21 protein-coding genes are annotated in these 22,567 nt (G+C 59.2%); 12 read left to right on the forward strand and 9 right to left on the reverse strand.

Annotated elements, in window-relative coordinates; translation table 11 throughout:
* Positions 1-57 precede the first annotated feature (57 nt).
* The 5 genes from dnaQ to FHX03_RS32780 are packed head-to-tail and all read right to left on the reverse strand — an operon-like array spanning position 58 to position 3,688.
* The gene (gene dnaQ / locus FHX03_RS32760) at positions 58-780 is read right to left on the reverse strand and encodes a DNA polymerase III subunit epsilon (RefSeq protein WP_097625098.1); all 723 of its coding nucleotides are present in this window, start codon (positions 778-780) and stop codon (positions 58-60) included.
* Positions 773-1,384, reverse strand: a complete 612-nt coding sequence (gene coaE, locus FHX03_RS32765) for a dephospho-CoA kinase (protein ID WP_183857322.1) — start codon at positions 1,382-1,384, stop codon at positions 773-775. The genes dnaQ and coaE overlap by 8 nt, the downstream gene beginning before the upstream one ends.
* Positions 1,384-2,241, reverse strand: a complete 858-nt coding sequence (locus tag FHX03_RS32770) for a shikimate dehydrogenase (protein ID WP_097625096.1) — start codon at positions 2,239-2,241, stop codon at positions 1,384-1,386. The genes coaE and FHX03_RS32770 overlap by 1 nt, the downstream gene beginning before the upstream one ends.
* The gene (locus tag FHX03_RS32775) at positions 2,234-2,833 is read right to left on the reverse strand and encodes a Maf-like protein (protein ID WP_183857324.1); all 600 of its coding nucleotides are present in this window, start codon (positions 2,831-2,833) and stop codon (positions 2,234-2,236) included. Before FHX03_RS32775 ends, FHX03_RS32770 begins: the two co-directional genes overlap by 8 nt.
* Before the next feature lie 33 nt (positions 2,834-2,866).
* On the reverse strand, positions 2,867-3,688 hold the full coding sequence (locus FHX03_RS32780; protein ID WP_003589532.1) for a pyruvate, water dikinase regulatory protein: 822 nt from the start codon (positions 3,686-3,688) through the stop codon (positions 2,867-2,869).
* A 400-nt stretch (positions 3,689-4,088) separates the two neighbouring features.
* Here FHX03_RS32780 and hemE point away from each other — a divergent pair, with 400 nt between their 5' ends.
* The 8 genes from hemE (at position 4,089) to FHX03_RS32820 (ending at position 12,853) form a co-directional block, all read left to right on the forward strand.
* A complete protein-coding gene (gene hemE / locus FHX03_RS32785; protein WP_183857326.1) occupies positions 4,089-5,120 on the forward strand; it encodes a uroporphyrinogen decarboxylase in 1,032 nt (343 codons plus the stop codon).
* 2 nt (positions 5,121-5,122) lie between these two features.
* Complete coding sequence (gene hemJ, locus FHX03_RS32790) at positions 5,123-5,659, forward strand: protoporphyrinogen oxidase HemJ (RefSeq protein WP_097625092.1); 537 nt, start codon at positions 5,123-5,125, stop codon at positions 5,657-5,659.
* 199 nt (positions 5,660-5,858) lie between these two features.
* A complete protein-coding gene (rho, locus tag FHX03_RS32795; protein WP_003589536.1) occupies positions 5,859-7,124 on the forward strand; it encodes a transcription termination factor Rho in 1,266 nt (421 codons plus the stop codon).
* Positions 7,125-7,225: 101 nt separating this feature from the next.
* Positions 7,226-8,545, forward strand: coding sequence for a tRNA uridine-5-carboxymethylaminomethyl(34) synthesis GTPase MnmE (gene mnmE / locus FHX03_RS32800; protein WP_183857328.1), 1,320 nt, complete (start codon positions 7,226-7,228; stop codon positions 8,543-8,545).
* Between the two features lie 67 nt (positions 8,546-8,612).
* On the forward strand, positions 8,613-10,490 hold the full coding sequence (gene mnmG / locus FHX03_RS32805) for a tRNA uridine-5-carboxymethylaminomethyl(34) synthesis enzyme MnmG (protein ID WP_183857330.1): 1,878 nt from the start codon (positions 8,613-8,615) through the stop codon (positions 10,488-10,490).
* 22 nt (positions 10,491-10,512) lie between these two features.
* Entirely contained in the window at positions 10,513-11,130 is a 618-nt protein-coding gene (gene rsmG / locus FHX03_RS32810) for a 16S rRNA (guanine(527)-N(7))-methyltransferase RsmG (protein WP_183857332.1), read from the forward strand.
* Between the two features lie 19 nt (positions 11,131-11,149).
* Entirely contained in the window at positions 11,150-11,944 is a 795-nt protein-coding gene (locus FHX03_RS32815) for a ParA family protein (protein ID WP_097625088.1), read from the forward strand.
* A 27-nt stretch (positions 11,945-11,971) separates the two neighbouring features.
* Positions 11,972-12,853, forward strand: a complete 882-nt coding sequence (locus FHX03_RS32820) for a ParB/RepB/Spo0J family partition protein (RefSeq protein WP_003589542.1) — start codon at positions 11,972-11,974, stop codon at positions 12,851-12,853.
* A gap of 61 nt (positions 12,854-12,914) precedes the next feature.
* On the opposite strand, the gene holA is transcribed toward FHX03_RS32820, so the two are convergent.
* Genes holA through leuS form a run of 3 tightly spaced genes read right to left on the reverse strand, consistent with a single transcriptional unit; the run spans position 12,915 to position 17,107 of the window.
* Entirely contained in the window at positions 12,915-13,955 is a 1,041-nt protein-coding gene (gene holA, locus FHX03_RS32825) for a DNA polymerase III subunit delta (RefSeq protein ID WP_183857334.1), read from the reverse strand.
* A 10-nt stretch (positions 13,956-13,965) separates the two neighbouring features.
* Positions 13,966-14,487: an LPS assembly lipoprotein LptE gene (gene lptE / locus FHX03_RS32830; RefSeq protein WP_054185489.1), complete on the reverse strand. Its 522-nt coding sequence runs from the start codon at positions 14,485-14,487 to the stop codon at positions 13,966-13,968.
* Entirely contained in the window at positions 14,477-17,107 is a 2,631-nt protein-coding gene (leuS, locus tag FHX03_RS32835) for a leucine--tRNA ligase (RefSeq protein WP_183857335.1), read from the reverse strand. The genes lptE and leuS overlap by 11 nt, the downstream gene beginning before the upstream one ends.
* Before the next feature lie 202 nt (positions 17,108-17,309).
* On the opposite strand from leuS, the gene FHX03_RS32840 reads away from it, so the two are divergent.
* The 3 genes from FHX03_RS32840 (at position 17,310) to FHX03_RS32850 (ending at position 21,154) form a co-directional block, all read left to right on the forward strand.
* On the forward strand, positions 17,310-17,969 hold the full coding sequence (locus tag FHX03_RS32840) for a YggS family pyridoxal phosphate-dependent enzyme (RefSeq protein ID WP_183857337.1): 660 nt from the start codon (positions 17,310-17,312) through the stop codon (positions 17,967-17,969).
* A gap of 82 nt (positions 17,970-18,051) precedes the next feature.
* A complete protein-coding gene (locus FHX03_RS32845) occupies positions 18,052-19,962 on the forward strand; it encodes a propionyl-CoA synthetase (protein ID WP_131710934.1) in 1,911 nt (636 codons plus the stop codon).
* Positions 19,963-20,218: 256 nt separating this feature from the next.
* Entirely contained in the window at positions 20,219-21,154 is a 936-nt protein-coding gene (locus FHX03_RS32850) for a flagellin (protein ID WP_183857339.1), read from the forward strand.
* Between the two features lie 65 nt (positions 21,155-21,219).
* Here FHX03_RS32850 and FHX03_RS32855 read toward each other — a convergent pair whose 3' ends face one another.
* Positions 21,220-21,927, reverse strand: coding sequence for a DUF1013 domain-containing protein (locus FHX03_RS32855; protein ID WP_003589549.1), 708 nt, complete (start codon positions 21,925-21,927; stop codon positions 21,220-21,222).
* Positions 21,928-22,156: 229 nt separating this feature from the next.
* On the opposite strand from FHX03_RS32855, the gene FHX03_RS32860 reads away from it, so the two are divergent.
* A partial coding sequence (locus FHX03_RS32860; RefSeq protein ID WP_183857342.1) for an acetyl-coenzyme A synthetase N-terminal domain-containing protein occupies positions 22,157-22,567 on the forward strand: 411 nt, incomplete at its 3' end.

Genomic DNA, 22,567 nt, shown 5'->3' on the forward strand with positions numbered 1-22,567 from the left:
TCGGTTTTGAGATGCAGATGCCCGGGCAAGTCCCGGGCATTTTCAATTGCGGCCGGTTTAGTTCGGGCTGGCGTATTTTGCCCAGATGCCTTTTTCACCGAGCTTGGCGACGAGCGCCTCATGCGCCTGCGCCTCGGACTGGCTGAGCCGGGGGGCAAGCGGGCGAGGCCGCTCGAACACGGATGCAATCACCACATCGTCCTCCTCAGTCGCATCGCCGCGACCGTTCTGACCTGAGGTAGCGGTCATGCTGAGGCCGAAAGCTGCCTGCCTGCCGCCGATCATCTCGATATAGACTTCGGCGAGCAGTTCGGAGTCGAGCAGCGCGCCGTGTTTGGTGCGGTGCGAATTGTCGATGCCGTAGCGCCGGCAGAGCGCGTCGAGTGAATTCGGGCCCATCGGATGTTTACGCCGCGCCATCGACAGGGTGTCCAGCACCCGCTCCGGCAGGATCGGCGGCAAACCGATCCGCGCCAATTCGGCGTTGATGAAGCCCATATCGAAGGTGGCGTTATGGGCAATCCACTTTGCGTCGCCGAAGAAGGTCAGGATTTCCTCGGCGACCTCAGCAAAGGGTTTCTTGTCCTTCAGGAATTCGTCGGTGATGCCGTGCACGGCGAGCGCATCCGGATGAACCTTCTGATCGCCTGGATTGATGTAGATATGGATCACATTGCCGGTCGGGAAATGGTTGAAGAGCTCGATGCCGCCGATTTCGATGATGCGGTCGGCACGGTTGTCGAGGCCCGTGGTTTCCGTATCGAAGATGATCTCACGCATTCCGGAACTCTCCCTTGGCAATCCGCGTTTTCAGGTCGGCGATAATCTCGAGCACCCGTTCCTTCGTCTCCGCGATACTGCGGCTGCTGTCGATCAGATAATCCGCCCGCCGCCGTTTTTCCCCGTCCGGCGTCTGGCGTGAGAGAATCATCTCGAATTTTTCCTCGGTCATGCCTTCGCGCGCAAGCACCCTCTCGCGTTGAATCTGTGGACCGGCGCTGACGACGACGACGACATCCACTCTTTCCCAGGCGTTGGTTTCGAAGAGCAACGGAATATCGAGCACGACCATCCCGGCGCCGGCGCGGCGCTGCCGTTTTAAAAATTCCATCTCGCGTTTGCGCACCAGCGGATGGACGATCGCTTCCAGGCGTTTGAAGCCGCCGGGATCAAGCGCCAGCTGACGGCCAAGTTCGTGGCGGTCGACGGCGCCATCCTTCATCGTGCCGGGAAAGGCGGCATCCACCAGGGGTGCGGCCTCGCCGGCATAGAGATCGTGGACCACGGCATCCGAATCATTCAGCGGGATGCCGGCCTCGGCAAAGAGCTTGCCCGCCGTCGATTTTCCCATACCGATGGAGCCGGTCAGTCCAATCTTCAGCATCAGTGTGCTTCCATATCCGCGATGATCAGCGCGCGCAGTGCCGCGTCGACGACAGGACGCTTGCCGAACCATTTTTCGAATCCCGGCACAGCCTGATGCAGCAGCATGCCGAGACCATCGACGATCGGAAAGCCCTGCTCTTCCGCCTGCGCCAGGATCGGAGTCTTCAGGGGGATATAGACGATATCGGTGACGACGGCCTCAGTTGCGAGAGGCGTGAAATCGAGCTGGGGTGCGGCCTCGCCGTCCATGCCGAGCGAGGTGGTATTGATGAAGAGGCCGGCGCCTTTCATCACCTCGGCCAGGGCACCCGCCGGATGGGCCTGAACTTTCGGACCAAAACGGTCGGCCAGTTCACGGGCGCGTTCGACGGTACGGTTGACCACATGGATCGTCTTGAAACCGCGGTCGCGAACCGCCTGGATGATCGCCCGGCTGGCGCCGCCGGCGCCAAAGACGACCGCCGTGTCGTGGCGGTCCCACCCCGGATGGCGTTCGTCGAGATTGGCAGTGAAGCCGACGCCGTCGGTGTTCGTCGCATGCAGGAGGCCATTCTCCCGCCAGAGCGTGTTCGAGGCGCCGAGTTCGCGCGACAGTTCGTCCGGCTTGTCGGCAAGACGGAAAGCCAGTTCCTTGTGGGGAATGGTGACATTGCCGCCGGCAAAGCCGGAACTGCCATCCTTCAGCGAAGCAATAAAATCGGCAAAGCCCTCGGGCGCCACTTCATGGGCGCGATAGCTGCCTGGCAGGCCGAGCGTCTTCAGCCAATATCCGTGGATCAACGGCGAGCGCGAATGCTTGACCGGAAAGCCCGTGACAAACGCTTTCGGCCCGAATGTTTCACGTGAATCACCCATCGATCGCTCCGAGGTCGCGTAATTTTTCCAGAAGCGGCAACATCGGCAGGCCGAGAATGGTGAAATAATCACCTTCGATTTTCTCGAACAGCTGAATGCCCTCCCCTTCCAATTGATAGGCGCCGACGCTGGAGAGCGCCTTGTTGCCGACACGGGCCAGGTGCCGCCCAATGAAATCCGCGGTCAGCGGCCGCATGGTTAGATCGGCATGGGCGAGATGTTCCCACACCACAGCCCCGTTGCGGACGATTGCCACAGCACTGTTCAGGCGGTGGGTTGCTCCCGAAAGAGTCTGGAGGTGATTTGCCGCTTCGGCCATATCCGTCGGCTTATGGAAGACGCGATCGCCGAGCGACATCGTCTGATCTGAACCGATGACCAGGCCATCGGGGAAACGGCTGCTGACCTCTTGGGCCTTGGCCTTGGCGAGGACGAGAGCAACGGCATCCGGCTGAGCGCCGGCTTTTTCCAACGGGGCTTCGACCGCCCTTTCATCGATCCGCGCGGCATGCGCCTCAAAGGATAGGCCGGCATTTTCCATCAGCATCCGCCGAAACGGGCTCGACGATGCAAGGATGAGTTTTGTTATCATAGGCTCCTCGACGTACCGGCTGCCGGTCAGCGCTTAGCGCAGCTTTGGGCGCAGGGCAACGATTGCCGCGGCGGTTTCCTCGATGGATCGGCGAGTGACGTCGATCAGCGGCCAGTTATGGCGAGCGCAGAGCGAGCGGGCATATTTCAGCTCCTCGGATATTGCCGCGCGATCGGTATAGTGTTCACGATCGAAACCATGCGTCGCGCCGAGGATGCGATTTTCCCGCACCTGAGAGATGCGGTCGGTGGTGGCGATCAGGCAGACGATCAGCGGCTTGGTCGTCGTGAACAGGCTCTCCGGCAGCGGCACGCCATAAACGATCGGAATATTCGCCGTCTTGATGCCACGGTTGGCGAGATAGATGCTGGTCGGCGTTTTCGACGTGCGGCTGATGCCGATGATGACGACATCGGCGTCATTATAATCATCCGGCATCTGGCCATCGTCATGATCCATGGTGAAATTCAACGCTTCGATGCGTGCGAAGTATCCGGCATTCATCACATGCTGAGCGCCGACCCGACGGCGCGATGGGGCGCCAAGATAGATCTGGAACGCATTCATGACCGGCTCCAGCACATTCACCGAGGCAACACCCATCTCGACGCAGCGCTCATCGATCAGGCTCGCAAGCTCCCGGTCGACGATCGTATAGAGTACGATGCCGGGGGCATCATCGATCGCCTGCAGAACCGGCAGCAGCTGTTTGCGGTTGCGGATCAGCGGATAGACATGTTCGATCGGCTGCGCGGATCTGAACTGCGCCGATGCGGCGCGGCCGGCGGAGATCAGAGTCTCTCCGGTTGAGTCAGAAATCAGATGCAGATGAAAGAAGTTCGTTCTGTTCTCCACGCTATTTTCCACTGCCTGTTGAAAAGACTGGATGAAACAGAGCTAAGGCGGCGAGGCATCTCCCGGCAAGGGAAAACATGCCCCCTTATCCACATTTCGAATTTTGCGGATCGCTTTCCGCAGGCCTTGTGGACGATGTGGAAGAGGTTGATTTGTCGAGATGAGGTCCACAGCTTATCCACAGCGACGAGAAAAATCGTCTCTCCGGAAGGATTTGGAATCATTTTCAGATTCGGTTTCTCCCCAAACTTTCGATGAAATAGCGAAATCCTTCCGATATTTTTTGCCAGCACGCGACGAATGGCATCGGCAGTGGATGGATTTTAATCCTTGATAGACACCGACTCTAAGAAATAGAAACCTTTTAAAATATCTTTGATTTTTTATAGGGAAGAAGCGCTTGAGCGACACGCGCCGAAAGATCATGAGGGTTCTCAATGGCGAAAGCCTCTCCCCTCCTCCTCTCTGGCTGATGAGACAGGCGGGACGTTATCTCCCGGAATATCGGCAGACACGGGCAAAGGCCGGAAGCTTCCTCGATCTCTGCTATACGCCCGATCATGCCGTCGAAGTGACATTGCAGCCGATCCGCCGTTATGGCTTTGACGCCGCCATTCTGTTTTCCGATATCCTGGTCATTCCCGATGCAATGAAGCGGAACGTCCGGTTCACCGAGGGCCATGGCCCGGAGATGGATCCAATCGACGAAACCGGGATCGGGCGATTGAACGGGGAAGAGGTCGTCGATTATCTCAGACCGGTTCTGGAAACGGTGCGGCGGCTGCGCCAGGAGTTGCCTGATGAGACGACGCTGCTCGGCTTCTGCGGGGCGCCCTGGACGGTTGCGACCTATATGATCGCCGGTCACGGCACGCCGGATCAAGCCCCTGCCCGTCTCTTCGCCTACAAACATCCCCGCGCCTTCGAACAGCTGCTGATGCTGCTTGCCGACGTATCGGCTGATTATCTCGTCGCTCAGATCGATGCCGGTGCCGATGCCGTGCAGATCTTCGATTCCTGGGCTGGCGTTCTCGGCGAGAGGGAGTTCGAGGCGTTCGCGATCCGGCCGGTTGCGCGAATGATCGCTTCGGTCAAATCGCAGCGGCCGCATGCGCGCATCATCGCCTTCGCAAAGGGCGCCGGTTACCAGCTGAAGAACTATCGTCAGAACACGGGCGCCGATGCGATCGGCCTCGACTGGTCGGTGCCTTTGGCCTTTGCCGCCGAACTTCAGAGGGACGGACCGGTGCAGGGCAATCTCGATCCGATGCGCGTCGTTGCCGGCGGCCGGGCCCTGGAAGAGGGTATTGACGATATTCTGCAGCATCTCGGCCAAGGACCGCTGATCTTCAATCTCGGCCACGGCATCACGCCGCAGGCCGACCCCGAGCATGTGCGCCTGCTGGTCGATCGTGTGCGGAGTGCGAAGTGACGATGGAAAGGCAGACCGATCGCAGACCCGGCGCTTATGCCCGCCGGCGCGCCCATTTTGCGCTGGTTTTCTTCGCGCTGATGGCGGTCGGGCTTTTCGCCTGGAACCCTGATAATCTCTACCTCTGGATCAAGGCGCTCCACATCATCGCGGTGATTTCCTGGATGGCCGGGTTGTTCTATATGCCGCGGCTGTTCATCTACCACACCGATGCCGAACCGGGCTCGGTGCAATCGGAAACCTTCAAGGTGATGGAGCGCCGGCTGCTTCGGATCATCATGACGCCGGCGATGATGCTGACATGGCTTTTCGGCCTCTATCTCGCCTGGTCGGTCTATGGATTCCAGGGCGGCTGGCTGCATGCTAAGATCGGCCTCGTCGTGCTGCTGACCGGTGTTCATATGTTTTTCAGCCGGGCGGTCCGAGCCTTCGAGCGAGATGAAAATCGCCGCTCCGCGCGCTATTGGCGCTTCATGAACGAGGCGCCGACCTTGCTGATGATCGTGATCGTGATTCTCGTCGTGGTGAAGCCGTTCTGAGGGGAAAATCGCCCTGAGGTTAAATTTGCTTCATTTTAAGCAGCCCTCTTGCGGCGGCGATTGCGAGTCGCTATTTTCCGCGCAACTCATCTACGTGGCATGTGTGTAGAGTTCAGTCGTCTGCGAGCCCTTTCGCAGTACCGAATACGACCCAACATCGCCTTTCCCCTTCAAAATTGAAAAGAGTATTGGTCACTTCATGGCTGAAATGAAGCTTCAGGAACTTAAAAGCAAATCCCCGACGGATCTTTTGGCTTTCGCCGAATCGCTCGAGGTCGAGAATGCCAGCACGATGCGCAAGCAGGAGCTGATGTTTGCGATCCTCAAAATGCTTGCCAGCCAGGATGTCGAAATTATCGGCGAAGGGGTCGTCGAGGTTCTGCAGGATGGTTTCGGTTTTCTGCGTTCGGCCAATGCAAACTACCTGCCGGGTCCGGACGACATCTATATCTCCCCCTCGCAGATTCGCCGGTTCTCGCTCAAAACAGGCGATACGGTCGAAGGACCGATCCGCGGACCAAAAGAAGGCGAGCGCTATTTTGCGCTGCTGAAAGTCAACACCATCAATTTCGACGATCCGGAAAAGATCCGTCACAAGGTACATTTCGACAATCTGACGCCGCTCTATCCGAACGAGCGCTTCAAGATGGAACTCGAGATTCCCACTTCCAAGGATCTGTCGCCGCGCGTCATCGACCTGGTGGCGCCGCTCGGCAAGGGCCAGCGCGGACTGATCGTCGCGCCGCCCCGCACCGGTAAGACCGTGCTGCTGCAGAATATCGCCCATTCGATCACGGCAAACCATCCGGAATGCTATCTCATCGTTCTTCTGATTGATGAACGACCCGAGGAAGTGACCGACATGCAGCGCTCCGTTCGCGGCGAGGTCATCTCCTCGACCTTCGACGAACCGGCGGTGCGTCACGTCCAGGTGGCGGAGATGGTCATCGAAAAGGCGAAGCGCCTTGTCGAGCACGGCCGCGACGTCGTCATCCTGCTCGATTCGATCACCCGTCTCGGCCGTGCCTACAACACGGTCGTTCCCTCCTCAGGCAAGGTTCTAACGGGTGGTGTCGATGCCAATGCCTTGCAGCGGCCGAAGCGTTTCTTCGGTGCGGCCCGCAACATCGAGGAAGGCGGTTCTCTGACGATCATCGCCACGGCGCTGATCGATACCGGCAGCCGTATGGATGAAGTCATCTTCGAAGAGTTCAAGGGTACCGGCAACTCGGAAATCGTCCTCGATCGCAAGGTTGCCGACAAGCGTATCTTCCCGGCGATGGATATCCTGAAGTCCGGCACGCGTAAGGAAGACCTGCTTGTTCCGCGCCAGGATCTTCAGAAGATCTTTGTCCTCCGTCGCATTCTGGCGCCGATGGGTACGACCGATGCGATCGAATTCCTGATCGACAAACTGAAGCAGACGAAGAACAATTCCGACTTCTTCGATTCGATGAATACATAATCCTTAGCCGGATTCATCCTATAGAAGCTGGAGGCATCCGACGATGTCGCCAGCTTTTCTGTTTGGCAGGATCGATTCGGGGTCGAACCGAAACAGGCGATATGGCCATGCTGTATGACACGATCTATGCGCTATCGAGCGGTGCCACACCCTCAGGTGTGTCGGTCGTTCGAATCAGCGGCCCGTTGACCAAGGACATATTGGCTACCCTCGTCGGATCGGTTCCGACAGCCCGATATGCAGCGCGTCGAACGATTCGGACTCGTAACAACCGCCAGATCGACAGCGGCCTCGTACTGTTTTTCCCTGGGCCACGCTCGTTTACCGGCGAAGATGTCGCCGAACTGCAGCTGCACGGCAGCAAAGCTGTGCTGGCGGCATTGTTTGAGACCCTTAATGAAATCCCGGGCGTTCGAATGGCGGTTGAGGGCGAGTTCTCCCGCCGCGCTTTTGAAAACGGCAAGCTTGATCTCGTTGAGGTTGAGGGCCTGGCCGATCTTATCGGCGCAGAAACCGAGATGCAGCGGCGCCTTGCGGTCGAACAGAGTGCTGGCGGTCTTTCCCTGATTTACGATTCGTGGGCGGAACGATTAACGCGTGCACGCGCGCTGATCGAGGCGGAACTTGATTTTCCCGATGAGGATGATGTTCCAGGCTCGGTATCCGACATCGTCTGGGCTGACATGGAACGGCTGCGCGATGATATCGGGCAGCACCTGTCGGCAGCGTCGGCGGGAGAGATTATCCGGGACGGCTTCAAGGTGGTCATCGCCGGGGCACCGAATGCGGGGAAATCCAGCCTGCTGAACGCTCTCGCACGACGCGAGGTGGCGATTGTCACGGATATCGCCGGAACCACCCGCGATGTCCTTCAGGTCGATCTGGATATTGATGGTTACCTGATCAAGCTCTATGACACGGCGGGTCTTCGCGAGGCGGATGACCGGGTCGAGATGGAGGGCGTGCGGCGCGCCCGTGTCGCGCTGCGAGATGCCGATCTCGTCTTGCTGCTGGTCGACATGACGAACCCCCTGCTCCCTGACGACTTGGACCAGGCTGCGCCACATGTTACTGTCGGCACGAAGAAGGATCTTGTGGATGTGATCTCGGGTCATTACGACCTGCAGATATCGACGACAACAGGTGACGGCTTGTCGGAATTGCGGCAGGTGATCGGCAACAGCGTCGGCACGCGGTTTACCGGCCTGTCCATGGCAATCCCAAGCCGCCAGCGGCATAAGGATTCGCTAGCGAAATGTTTGGCGGCGCTTGACAACGCCATTTCGGCGACAGATGTCAATCTGGAGCTGCGGACCGAGCAGCTTCGCATTGCTGCGGACTATTTGGGCAGAATCACCGGCAGAGTGGATGTCGAGCAGCTGCTCGGCGTGATCTTCTCAGAGTTTTGTATCGGCAAGTGATTCACGTGAAACACCGGGGTTTATGCCGCGGCTTCACCTGAAACGACGGGTAGATTTGGAGTATCGTATGACCGATAATGTCTATGATGTCATTGTGATCGGTGGTGGCCATGCGGGGTCGGAAGCTGCCAGTGCGGCCGCGCGCCTTGGCGCCAAAACCGCTTTGGTGACACATAGACGCGATACGATCGGGGTGATGTCCTGCAATCCGGCAATCGGCGGGCTCGGCAAGGGCCATTTGGTTCGCGAGATCGACGCGATGGACGGGCTCATGGGGCGCGTCGCCGATGTCGCCGGTATCCAGTTCAGGATGCTGAACAAGAAAAAAGGCGCGGCCGTACGCGGACCGCGGACCCAGGCCGATCGAAAACTTTATCGTCTGGCGATGTTGGCGGCGATCGAATCCACTGCCGGTTTGGATATCGTCGAAGGTGACGCCTTTGATCTGAAGGTCGTCGATGGCCGCGTGGCCGGGGTGATCATGCATGATGGTCGCGTGCTTGGAGCGGCGGCCGTTGTTCTGACGACCGGCACCTTTCTTCGCGGCCTCATTCATATCGGTTCAGAAAAGACGCCGGCTGGCCGCGTGGGCGAAGCACCGTCGATCGGGCTGTCGGCTACCCTGGCCAGGCTTGGATTGCGGCTGGGACGGCTGAAGACCGGGACACCGGCGCGACTGGATGGAAAGACCATCGACTGGCAGGCCGTTGGTCGCCAGGGGGCCGACGAGGAGCTTACCCCCTTCTCGCTGATGACCGATGCGATTACCACTCCGCAGATCGAATGTGGGGTCACCCGGACCACCGAGGCGACACATCGCATCATCGTTGACAACATCATGCGGTCGGCCATGTATTCCGGCCAGATCGAAGGCGTGGGTCCGCGCTATTGTCCGTCGATCGAAGACAAGCTGGTCAAGTTCGGAGAGCGGGACGGACATCAGGTCTTTCTTGAGCCTGAAGGTTTGGACGATGATACCGTCTACCCGAATGGGATCTCAACATCTCTGCCAGCAGAGGTCCAAGCTGAATTCATCAAGACGATTCCCGGTCTCGAGAGGGCGAGAATTATTCAGCCGGGTTACGCGATCGAATATGATCATGTCGATCCGAGGGAGCTGACGCGCTCGCTTGAGGTCAAACGGCTGAGAGGTCTGTTTCTCGCGGGTCAAATCAATGGCACCACGGGTTACGAGGAGGCGGCCGCCCAAGGTTTGGCCGCGGGGCTGAATGCTGCGTTGCGAAGCAGCGATTCGGATCCGTTTCATTTCAGCCGCACGAATTCCTATATTGGGGTGATGATTGATGACTTGACGTCCCGCGGCGTTACGGAACCGTATCGAATGTTTACATCGCGTGCGGAATATCGGCTGACGCTCAGGGCTGACAATGCCGATATGCGACTGACGCCGTTGGCGATACAGCTCGGATGTGTGAGCGGTGAACGAGAACGGCGATTCACACGATATCAGACAGGGATCGAAGCGGGTCGGGTGCTGCTGCAGTCATTAACGGTGACGCCGAACGAGGCGCGTCGCGTCGGTTTGAACATCAATCTCGACGGCCAGCGTCGAACGGCCTATGACCTGCTCTCCTATCCGAACTATGATTTCGATGTCCTGCAAAAAGTGTGGCCTGAGGAGCTTGGAACGATTTCCAAAAAAGTCACAGAGGCATTGGAAATCGAAGCGGGCTATTCAGTTTATCTCGATCGGCAGGCCGCGGCGATTGCCGATCAGCAGCGCGACGAGGAACGGCATATCCCGTCTGATTTCAACTATGCGGCGCTTTCCGGGCTTTCGAACGAGCTTAAGGCAAAGCTCGGCGCTGCGCGGCCTTTCAATATTGCCCAGGCCGCGGTCGTGGAAGGAATGACGCCTGCGGCCATCGCACTATTGCTCGTGCATCTGCGTCGACGCAACACTTCCGAGCGATATAGCGCCTAGATACAAGATATTGAGAGTGAGAATGGAATTAAACGGCTTACGTGTTTCACGTGAAACACAGGAACGGCTTCAACACTTCGCGACGCTCTTTCAGAAGTGGGCAAAAACCATCAACCTGGTGGCGCCGTCGACACTCGACGATCTCTGGAACCGGCACATCGCCGACAGCAGCCAAGTGTTTCAAATCCATCCCAAGCCGGTTATCTGGGCCGACCTCGGAAGCGGCGGCGGTTTTCCCGGTGTCATTACGGCGATCTTTCTGGCCGAGCTGCAGGATGGATGGGTGCATCTGGTCGAGAGCAATCATAAGAAGGCCGCCTTTCTCCGGGCGGCGTTGCGGGAGACCAATGCTCGCGGGAGCGTGCACAGCACCCGGATCGAAGATGCCCATGCAGAGATCGGTAGATGCGGGGCGATTTCGGCCCGGGCGCTCGCCGACCTTGACGGACTGCTCGGATATTCTGCTCACTGGATGCTGGGCCAAAAAGATTGCCGCGGCTTTTTTCATAAAGGCCGGGATTACCTGAGGGAAATCGACAAAGCACGTGGTCGGTGGGAATTCGATCTGTTAGAACATAGTAGCGCCGTCGAGCAGGAATCTGTCATTCTGGAAATATCGAATCTCCGGCGCTTGGTTTAACAGATCGGATATTGCGGCAATGGCTGGCGAACGACATCGGATTATCACCATCGCAAATCAAAAGGGTGGCGTTGGCAAAACGACTACCGCTATCAATCTGGCAACGGCGCTCGCTGCTATTGGCGAGCGTGTCCTGATCGTCGATCTCGATCCGCAGGGAAATGCCAGCACTGGCCTCGGCATCGACCGTCGAGATCGCAAGCTCTCCTCCTACGACTTGATGATTGGCGAGCACGGAATCACCGAAGTGACACTCGAGACCGCCGTGCCCAATCTCTTCATCGTTCCTTCGACGATGGATCTGCTCGGTGTCGAGATGGAGATTTCACAGCAGAGCGATCGGGTTTTCAAATTGCGCAAGGCGCTGTCGTCGCCCGAAGCCATGGCATTTTCGTATATTCTCCTGGACTGCCCACCCTCCTTCAACTTGCTGACAATGAATGCGATGGCGGCGGCCCATTCGGTGCTGGTACCGCTGCAGTGTGAATTCTTCGCCCTGGAGGGGTTAAGCCAATTGCTCGAGACCGTCAGCCAGGTTCGCCGGACGGTTAACCCGCGCCTGGATATTCAGGGAATCGTCTTGACGATGTTCGATGCGCGCAACAATCTTGCCCAGCAAGTGGTCAACGATGTGCGCACACATCTCGGCGAAAAGGTTTACCACACGTTAATTCCGCGCAACGTACGGGTCTCCGAGGCGCCCTCTTACGGCAAACCGGCCATTCTCTATGATCTGAAATGCGCCGGCAGCCAGGCCTATCTGCAGCTTGCGTCGGAGGTCATTCAACGCGAGCGCCAGAGGCTGGCAGCGTAGTTATTATTGCAGGGGTGAGTTTGGATCATGAATGACGATGTATCGAAAAGGCGATTGGGCCGCGGCCTTGCGGCGCTGATTGGTGAAATGGATCAGCCTGTTCCGGTGGAAGCCGAGCGGACGATCAGTGCCGACAGAATGATCCCGATCGAGTTCGTCAGCCGCAATCCGCGCAATCCCCGTCGTTTCTTCGATGATACCGAACTGCACGATCTCGCCAGCTCCATTCGACAGCACGGCATCGTGCAGCCGATCGTCGTGCGGACGATGGACCGCGACCGATACGAGATCATCGCCGGCGAGCGACGCTGGCGCGCCGCCCAACTGGCTGGGCTGATCGAGATCCCTGTTATTGTCCGGGACGTGGATGACAAGACGGCGCTGGAGATCGCCATTGTCGAGAACGTACAGCGCGCCGATCTCAATCCACTCGAAGAGGCCCTGGGTTACGAGCAGCTGATCGCGGAATATGGTTATACGCAAAACGACCTCGGCGAAATCATCGGCAAGAGCCGCAGCCATGTTGCAAACTCGCTGCGGCTGCTGAAACTGCCCGATCCGGTTCGTGATCTGTTGGCCGCCGGCAGCTTGTCCGCCGGGCATGCGCGCGCACTGGTTTCGACGCCGGATCCAGCGGGTCTTGCTCGCACCATCGTTGCCAAAGGCATGTCGGTGCGCGATGCGGAAAAGCTGGCGCAAAACAATATCAAAGCTCAATCCGAGCCGCAGCTGGCCGCCTCGCGGCGAGATCAGAAGGATTCAGACACGCTGGCCTTGGAGCGGACGCTGTCCGATGCACTCGGTCTCGATGTTGCGATCAATCACAAGACAAGCGGTGGCCAGATCAAAATTTCGTACAAGTCACTGGAGCAGCTTGAAGAAATCTGCCGTTTGCTCGAAAGGCGTTAATGCAAGTTGCCGGAACTGCGCACCAGTTCCGGGATAACGCCATGTATTGACGGGGTTTTGGTCAGGCGGATTTGCGGCCGGATTGAAGGGTCGTGGACAAAAGCGTTTGCATCGCAACGCTATCTTCCAGCACCTGTCGCCGGCGGCTTTGCAGAATGGCGGCCTGCAGACGATTGGATTCACGCGCGATGGCTTCCGCGGTCCACTGGCGCAGCGCCTGTTCGATAATCGGCTTGCGGCGGAAATGCAAATGACGGCCCATCGTCTGCATGATCTGAGGCGCCTGCAGGCGTTTTTCTTCCATTTCGGCCCGCATTGTATCGAGAAGCTGAAACTGCTTGAGGCATGCTTGCAACACAAGAAAGATCGCGGTTTTAGAGCTGCTGATCTTCTGCATTGCGTGCAGAAAACCGTTGAGATCGCCACTTAAAATGGCGTCGACGGCATCGTCAACGGAGATCGCGCTGGCGTCGCCGATTATTTCGGTAACGTGATGTTCTTCGACCGTCGGGAAACCACGGCAATAGAGCGCGAGCTTGCGTACCTCGTTGCGTGAAGCGATGCGGTCGCCGCCGATCAAGGCGATCAGCGCCTGGCGGGCGGCCGGCGTGATGCCGAGCTTTTCCGCACTCAATTCGGCATCGATCAGAGTGTTCAAGGCGCGACTGTCATCGGCATAAGACGGGATCGTCATGATCGACCGCGCGCTCTCAGCCGTCTTGCGCAGCAGCGAACCCCTCTTCAAATCGCCGGCTTCGACGATCAGATGGGTGGCTTCGAGTGGCTTTTCGGCCAGCAGCGCCAAGGGGTCGACAAGATATTTCTCATTGGCGGCGCCGCGGATCCAGATCAACTTCTCACCACCGAACAATCCGATAGATTGGGCCTCGTCGACCAACCGTCCGGGATCCTTCTGCAGGTCGCCGATATCGAGTTTGGTCAGCGAGAAGGGATCATCAAGGGCCACAGCGGTCTTACCGGCCAGCTGAGCGGCCCGTTCGGACACCAGACCGCGGTCGGGCCCATAAATGACGAAGATCCGATAGTTCCGCGCCGATTTCTGCAGGAAGGTTTCGAATTCGTGGGATTTGATCTCCGCCACATCCCCGCCCTCAGCGGCTGAGCGCAGCGGCGATATCGGCCCCGACGAATTCCGCCACCTGGTCGGCCGCGCGGTTCTGGGCATCGCGGATTGCCCGCTGCTTGGCGAACTCCTGGTCAGGGAAATCCACCAGTGCCGTGGTCGAGCGGCTGCCGGCCTTGATGACATGGTTATCGGTTGCCGCGCGCAGCGTGTAGGTAACGCTGACGGTGACGCGACCGGCACGCGACGTATCGGCTGAATCTGTAAGCAGCGTATCGGCCACGGATGAAGTGACGTGCAAGTCGACCTGATAATCCGGTTTTTCAGGTTCGCCGGCACCACGCGACGCCATGAAGATCAAATGATTGCGGACCTGCTGCTCGATCCGGCTGCCCGCCGGGGAAAAGCCGACCGCGGCAAGCTTTTCGGTGAGACCGGAACTTTCCGAATAAAGCGGCCGGACCTGGCAGGCAGAGAGAAAAGCCGCGGAGGCAAGGATCATGGCGATGCCGGCGTTGCGAGCCAGCTTGCAAGCGATATCAGACGACAATGTTCACAATCCTTTGGGGAACCACGATGATCTTCTTCGGTGCCTGTCCGTTCAACGCGTTCTTCACCGCATCCAGATCCAGCACGGCGTTGGTCACGGCATTCTGATCTGCGTCGCGAGAAATTGTCAATTCAGCGCGTTTCTTGCCGTTGATCTGGACCGGCAGGACGACATCATTTTCGATGACGAGCGTTTCGTCGTATTGCGGCCAGCCGGTCCGGGCAAGCAGCCCTTCATTGCCGAGTGCCATCCAGCATTCCTCAGCCAGATGCGGCGTCATCGGCGCGACGAGTTGGATCAGGATCTCTGCGGCATTTCGCACTGCCGCCCGATAGGTGGTATCACCCTCGCCCGCCGCAACCCTCGTCATCGGCGCCGCCAGCGCGTTCACCAGTTCATAGATACGGGCAACGGCCTTGTTGAACCAGAGCTTGTCATAATCGTTCTCGACAGCCTTCAGGGTCCTGTGGGCGGCCTGCGAGATCGACAGTGCTTCCCCCTCGGTTGCCGGCGCAGGCGCGACGGCGGAAAGCGCAGCCGCAGCTTCGGAAATCAGCCGCCACAGGCGCTGGGTGAAACGATGGGCGCCTTCGACGCCGGCTTCGGACCAGATGACATCACGCTCCGGCGGAGAGTCGGACAGAACGAAGAAACGGGCGGTATCAGCGCCATAGGAGGCGATGATATCGTCGGGATCGACAACGTTCTTCTTCGATTTCGACATCTTCTCGATCGAGCCGATGGCAATTTCCTCACCCGTCGTCAGCAGAAGGGCGCGGCGTTTGCCGTCGATCTCCTCAATGCGGATGTCGGCCGGCGCTACCCACTCGCGGCTGCCGCCGGCACCGCGGCTATAGGTTTCATGCACCACCATGCCTTGGGTGAACAGGCCCTTGAAGGGCTCCGTGACGCCGACATGGCCGGTTTCGCGCATGGCGCGGGTGAAGAAGCGGGAATAGAGCAGGTGCAGGATCGCATGCTCGATGCCGCCAATATACTGGTCGACCGGCAGCCAACGGTTAGCCGCCTGAGGATCGGTGGGCTTTCCTTCCCAGGGCGCGGTGAAGCGGGTGAAGTACCAGCTCGAATCGACAAATGTGTCCATCGTATCCGTTTCGCGGCGGGCGTCCTTGCCGCAGGTCGGGCAGGAGACGTGCCGCCAGGTCGGATGGCGGTCGAGCGGATTGCCCGGCTGGTCGAAGGTGACGTCGTCGGGCAGCTTGACCGGCAGGTCCTTCTTCGGCACCGGCACGACGCCGCAATCATCGCAATGGATGACAGGGATCGGGCAGCCCCAATAACGCTGCCGGGAAATGCCCCAGTCGCGCAGACGGAAATTGACCTTGCGCTCACCCTGCGGCGCATTGCCGAGCGAAGCGGCCGACAGCCGGTCGGCCACGATATTGAAGGCTTCTTCGGTCGTCTTGCCATCGAGGAAGCGCGAATTGATCATCACGCCATCGCCGTCATAGGCCGTGTCGCCGACGGAAAAGCTCGCCGCATCGCCATCCCTCGGCATGACGACGGCCACGACCGGAAGGCCATATTTCCGGGCAAAATCAAGGTCGCGCTGGTCGCCTGAGGGGCAGCCGAAGATCGCGCCGGTGCCGTAATCCATCAGCACGAAATTGGCGACGTAGACGGGCAGCTCCCAGGATGGATCGAGCGGATGGCGGACGCGGATGCCGGTATCCATGCCCTTCTTCTCGGCGGTCTCAAGGGCGGCGAGCGAGGTACCCGCGCGGCGGCATTCCTCGCAGAAGGCCTCGATCTCGGCATTCCTTGCGGCAGCATCCTTTGCCAGCGGATGATCGGCGGCAATCGCCAGGAAGGAGGCGCCGAAGAGCGTGTCCGGCCTGGTCGTATAGACGGTGATCTCGGATTCACCGGCGGGTGCCGTTTCCGCCACGATCTCCCAGCGGATCGTCAGGCCTTCCGAGCGGCCGATCCAGTTCTTCTGCATCAGGCGCACTTTTTCCGGCCACTGGTCGAGCGTATCCAGCGCGTCGAGCAGATCCTGGCTGAAATCGGTGATCTTGAAGAACCATTGCGTCAGTTCGCGCTGTTCGACCAGCGCGCCGGACCGCCAGCCGCGGCCGTCGATCACCTGCTCGTTGGCGAGCACGGTATTGTCGACCGGATCCCAGTTGACCTTCGACTGCTTGCGGTAGACCAGGCCTTTCTCCAGGAAATCCAGGAAGAGATGCTGCTGGTGCTGGTAATACTCGACGTCGCAGGTGGCGAATTCGCGGCTCCAGTCCAGCGAAAGCCCCATGGCCTTCAACTGCGCCTTCATCGAGCCGATATTCTGGTAGGTCCAGGAGGCCGGGTGCACGCCGCGCTCCATGGCGGCGTTCTCCGCCGGCATGCCAAAAGCGTCCCAGCCCATCGGATGCAGCACGTTGTAACCGCGGGCGCGCTTGTAGCGGGCGACGACATCGCCCATGGCGTAATTGCGGACATGGCCCATGTGGATGCGCCCCGACGGATAGGGAAACATTTCGAGGACGTAATATTTTTCGCGCGGATCTGAATTGTCGGTCTCGAAGACCTTGTCTTCATTCCATTTCTGCTGCCAGCGGGGCTCGGCATCGCGCGGATTATAACGTTCGGTGGCCATGGTATTCGAAATTCCGGAAAATCAGGGGAGGTTGGTCGAGACCTTCACCATGAAACCACGGTAGCGTCAAGTTTTGCAGGCGCTGCAAGCGGCCGATCTTCGTCCTGGGCTAAGCGATTTCGCGAGAGCGGGTCTTGGCAAGCACAGAATGGCTGGTTAGTTCATTGCCAATCCTTTCATGCTGGTATGTCGAGGCAGAACGATGGAACTTCAAGAGCGCTTGAACGACGTGCGGTCGCGGATTGCGGCTGGTGAACGCCAGGCAGCCCGTCCTGCGGGTTCCGTTCAGCTCGTCGCGGTGTCGAAGACATTCGAGGCAGAGGCGATCCGACCGGCAATCGAAGCCGGGCAGCGCATTTTCGGCGAGAACCGGGTGCAGGAAAGCCAAGGCAAATGGCCGGCGCTGAAAGCCGAACATCCCGACATCGAACTGCATCTGATCGGGCCGCTGCAATCGAACAAGGCGGCGGACGCGGTGGCGCTTTTCGACGTGATCGAGACCGTCGATCGGGAAAAGATTGCCCGCGCCCTTGCCGAGGAGATGAAGCGGCAAGACAGGAGGCCGCGGCTTTACGTCCAGGTCAATACCGGGCTCGAGCCGCAGAAGGCCGGCATTGCCCCTGACGACACGCCGGCCTTCGTCTCGCTTTGCCGTGGCGAGCTCGGTCTTCCGATCGAAGGTCTGATGTGCATTCCGCCGGCCGAGGAAAATCCCGGACCGCATTTTGCCCTGCTGGCAAAGCTCGCGTCGAAATGCGGCGTCGAAAAACTGTCGATGGGCATGTCGGGCGATTACGAGACAGCGATCGCCTTCGGCGCCACCAGCGTGCGCGTGGGATCGGCAATTTTCGGCGCCCGCTGATACTCTGCTTTGGTCGGGCTTCCCGTTCCCCCCACTGCCGCCTAGATTGAGATCGAGGCTTGCATATCCTGGGGAGGAGCAGATGCAGAACGGCTATCATCAGGCTTATACTGCCTGGAAACGGGATCCCGAAGCCTTCTGGCGCGAAGCCGCCGCCGATATCGACTGGTTCAAACCGCCGGCGCGGGTATTTTCGCCCGATGAAGGCGTCTATGGCCGCTGGTTCTCAGGAGCTGAAACCAATACCTGCCACAATTGCCTCGACCGTCATGTGACTGCCGGGCGCGGTGGCGAGACGGCGGTTATCTTCGACAGTGCGATGACCGGCGAGAAGCGCCGTTTCACTTACGACGAAGTCCTTGACGAAGTGAAGGCCATCGCCGCGACGCTGCTTGACCTCGGGATCGCCGGAGGCGATCGCGTCATCCTCTATATGCCGATGGTCCCGCAGGCGGTGTTTTCGATGCTCGCCTGCGCCCGCATCGGTGCGGTTCACTCCGTCGTCTTCGGTGGTTTTGCCGCCAGCGAGCTCGCTGCCCGCATCGATGATTGCGGCGCGAAGCTGGTGATCACCGCGAGCTGCGGGCTCGAGCCCGGCCGCATCGTCGCCTATAAGCCCCTTGTCGACCAGGCGCTCATGCTGGCGCGCTCGAAGCCGGAGCGCTGTCTGGTGCTGCAGCGGCCGGAACTCCGGGCGGATCTCGTCAGCGGCCGCGATCAGGATTTCGAGGCGGCGGTGGCGCAGCATCGCGGAGCCGAGATCGCCTGTGTTCCAGTCAAGGCAACCGACCCGCTCTATATCCTCTACACCTCCGGCACCACCGGCCAGCCGAAGGGCGTCGTGCGCGACAATGGCGGTCATTTGGTCGCGCTCAACTGGTCGATGCGGAATATCTACGGCTTGAAGCCGGGTGAGGTCTTCTGGACGGCTTCGGATATCGGCTGGGTCGTCGGGCACTCCTACATCGTCTATGCTCCACTGATCTCGGGCGTCACCACCCTGATCTTCGAGGGAAAACCGGTCGGCACCCCGGATGCCGGCGCGTTCTGGCGCGTTGTATCGGAATATAACGTGCGGGTGCTCTTCACCGCGCCGACGGCGTTCCGCGCGATCCGCCGGGAGGATGGCGACGGGGAACTGATGCGGCGGTATCCCATGCCGGATCTGCGGGCGCTGTTTCTCGCCGGTGAGAGGGCGGACCCGGAGACGCTGAAATGGGCGGAGCGCATGCTCGCCATCCCGGTCATCGATCACTGGTGGCAGACGGAGACCGGCTGGCCGATTGCCGCCAATCCGCTCGGCCTCGGCGCCCTTCCCGTCAAGCACGGTTCGCCGGCGCTGCCAATGCCCGGCTATGATATCGCCGTGCTCGACGATGCCGGCCATCCGATCGAGGCGGGAACGCTCGGCAATATCGTCATACGGCTTCCCTTGCCGCCGGGCTGCCTGCCGACCCTCTGGAATGCGGACGACCGTTTCCGGTCGGCTTATCTCGACGAGTTTCCCGGCACCTACAAGACGGCCGATGCCGGCTATATCGACGAGGACGGTTATCTCTTCATCATGTCGCGCACCGACGACATCATCAATTGCGCCGGTCATCGGCTTTCCACCGGGGCGATGGAGGAAGTCTGCGCGCGTCATCCCGATGTCGCCGAATGCGCGGTCATCGGCGTGATCGACAGGTTGAAGGGTCAGGTGCCATGTGGATTCCTGGTGCTGAAACGGAATGTTTTGCGCGAGGTGACGGCGATCGAATCAGAGGTGGTGGCGATGATTCGCGATCAGATCGGGCCTGTCGCCGCCTTCAAGATGGCCATCACCGTTAACCGATTGCCGAAGACGCGCTCCGGCAAGATCCTTCGCGGCACGATGCAGAAAATCGCCGACGGCATACCTTGGAAAATGCCCGCAACTATTGATGATCCAACGATTTTGGAGGAAATTGCCGAGGCGCTGCGCCGGCGTGGTTTGGGCTCTCTGCCGATGTGAAATTACACATTCCTTAAGCCCAATTGAGGAATTGTTAACCATGTGATGCAAGGGTTTGTTAACGGCAATGGCTTGTATAGCAGGCTTTGCATGACGCGGTCGCCGTTACCGGCCTACTGCATAATTCCTTAAATCGGAATCGATTTAAGGGCAAAATTATGCAGCAGTTGAAGTGCTACAGCGTCCTTTGCGCGTCTGAAAGACGCGCGGCGCTGTAGTCCGGAATGCCCTTTCTCCAAAGATTGTGGAACGGATCATGACAAGCATCCTTACCAACAACGCTGCCATGGCAGCGCTGCAGACTTTGCGCGGCGTAAACGACAGCCTCAAGGACACCCAGGGTCGCGTTTCCTCGGGTTATCGTGTCGAGAAGGCAGCCGACAATGCTGCCTACTGGTCGATTGCTACGACCATGCGTTCTGACAACAAGGCGCTTTCGGCCGTCTCCGACGCGCTCGGGCTTGGCGCGGCCAAGGTCGACACCGCCTATTCGGCCATGGACAGCGCGCTCGACATCGTCAGTGATATCAAGGCGAAGATCGTTGCCGCCACGGAAAAGGGCGTCGACAAGACGAAGATCCAGCAGGAGCTCGATCAGTTGCAGGAACAGCTGCTCAGCATCGCCCAATCGGCGTCTTTCTCCGGTGAAAACTGGGTCGCCGGCGCCGACGGCACGAAGAGCGTGGTTTCCTCCTTCGTGCGTGATGGCAGCAATGCCGTCTCGGTCAAGACGACGGACTATGTGCTCGATTCGGGCTCGCTTGGAAATGTGCTCTTCGGCATGACGAGCACCGGTGCGATCGAGACATCAAGCGGGATCATCGGCACGGCCTTCAACGGAACCTATGGCGGCACCTTCATCGTCATGGCGTCGATCTATGATCTCGATATTACCGGTTTCACCCAGGGCCAGCTCGATTCAGCCCTGACCGGCGTCGAACTGGTTTTGGGTGCCATGACGGCCGCCGGCTCGGCTCTCGGCTCAATCTCGACCCGTATCCAGCTGCAGGAAAATTTCGTCAGCGGTCTTCACGATTCGATCGACTCCGGCATTGGCCGCCTGGTCGATGCCGATATGGAAGAGGAATCGAGCAAGCTGTCGGCGTTGCAGACGCAGCAGCAGCTCGCCGTCCAGTCGCTGTCGATCGCCAACAGCTCGGCGCAGAACATCCTCACCCTGTTCCGCAGCTAATCCGCAACAAAAAACCCCGCCGGTCAGCTCATACCGGCGGGGTTTTTTATCAGATCGTCGATCTCTCAGTACTGATCGTCGTCGTCCTCGTCCTTCGGCGCCGAGCGCAACGAACTCAGCTTGCGGAAGACGGCGTCGGCATCGATTTCCTTTTCCTTTTCCTCCTCGCGCTCGTAGCTCGGGGTCAGGCGCTCGGTTTCCTGGGCCGATTGGAGCGTCGCGCCAAGCTCGGCGGCGGTCGGCAACGGACGGCCCTTGGAAGCCTTTTCCACTTCCATGTCGAGATCGATCTGGCTGCAAAGGCCGAGCGTTACCGGATCCATCGGCGCCAGGTTGGCGGAGTTCCAGTGGGTGCGCTCGCGGATCTGCTCGATGGTGGATTTCGTCGTGCCGACGAGGCGGGAAATCTGCGCGTCCTTCAGCTCCGGATGGTTGCGAACGAGCCAGAGAATGGCGTTCGGACGGTCCTGACGCTTGGAAACCGGCGTATAACGCGGGCCGCGGCGCTTGGATTCCGGCACCCGCACCTTCGGTTCGGAAAGCTTCAGCTTGTGGTTCGGATTGGCTTCGGCGCGGGCGATCTCGTCGCGGGAGAGCTGTCCGGTCGAGATCGGGTCGAGGCCCTTGATGCCCTGCGCGGCTTCGCCATCGGCGATCGCCTTGACTTCGAGTGGATGCAGTTTGCAGAACTGCGCGATCTGATCGAAAGACAGTGCCGTGTTGTCGACAAGCCAGATGGCGGTCGCCTTCGGCATGAGCAGTGTTTGAGCCATGGATATAGTCCTTCTATCGTCCGCGCCGGTCGCGGTCCGTGGATTGTCACCACAATGTCCGGGAAATATGGCGCTATATAACCGCACTGTCGCAGAATTGCAATTCTTCCGGAATGAAATGACCTTTGTCTAATTGCCGCCACGATGCGAGCTGCTATGAATTGCCGTGTTTTGAAATCCGGGCCCTAAACTCAGGCAGCCCGTCGCATGTCCCATGAGGAGGAGTTGCATGTCGGAGAAGATCTATCCGGTCACGAAGCCGGTGAAGGCGCGCGCCCTGATCGATAAGGAAAAGTACCTGAAATGGTACGAGGAAAGCGTCGAGAACCCGGACAAGTTCTGGGGCAAACACGGCAAACGGATCGACTGGTTCAAGCCCTATACCAAGGTCAAGAACACGTCCTTTACCGGCAAGGTTTCGATCAAGTGGTTCGAAGACGGGCAGACCAACGTCTCCTATAATTGCATCGACCGGCATCTCAAGACCAACGGCGACCAGGTAGCGATCATCTGGGAGGGCGACAATCCCTATATCGACAAGAAGGTCACCTATAACGAGCTCTACGAACATGTCTGCCGGATGGCGAACGTGTTGAAGAAGCATGGCGTCAAGAAGGGCGATCGCGTTACCATCTATATG

The sequence above is a fragment of the Rhizobium sp. BK456 genome (genome assembly GCF_014194045.1).
GTDB classification, from domain to species: domain Bacteria; phylum Pseudomonadota; class Alphaproteobacteria; order Rhizobiales; family Rhizobiaceae; genus Rhizobium; species Rhizobium redzepovicii.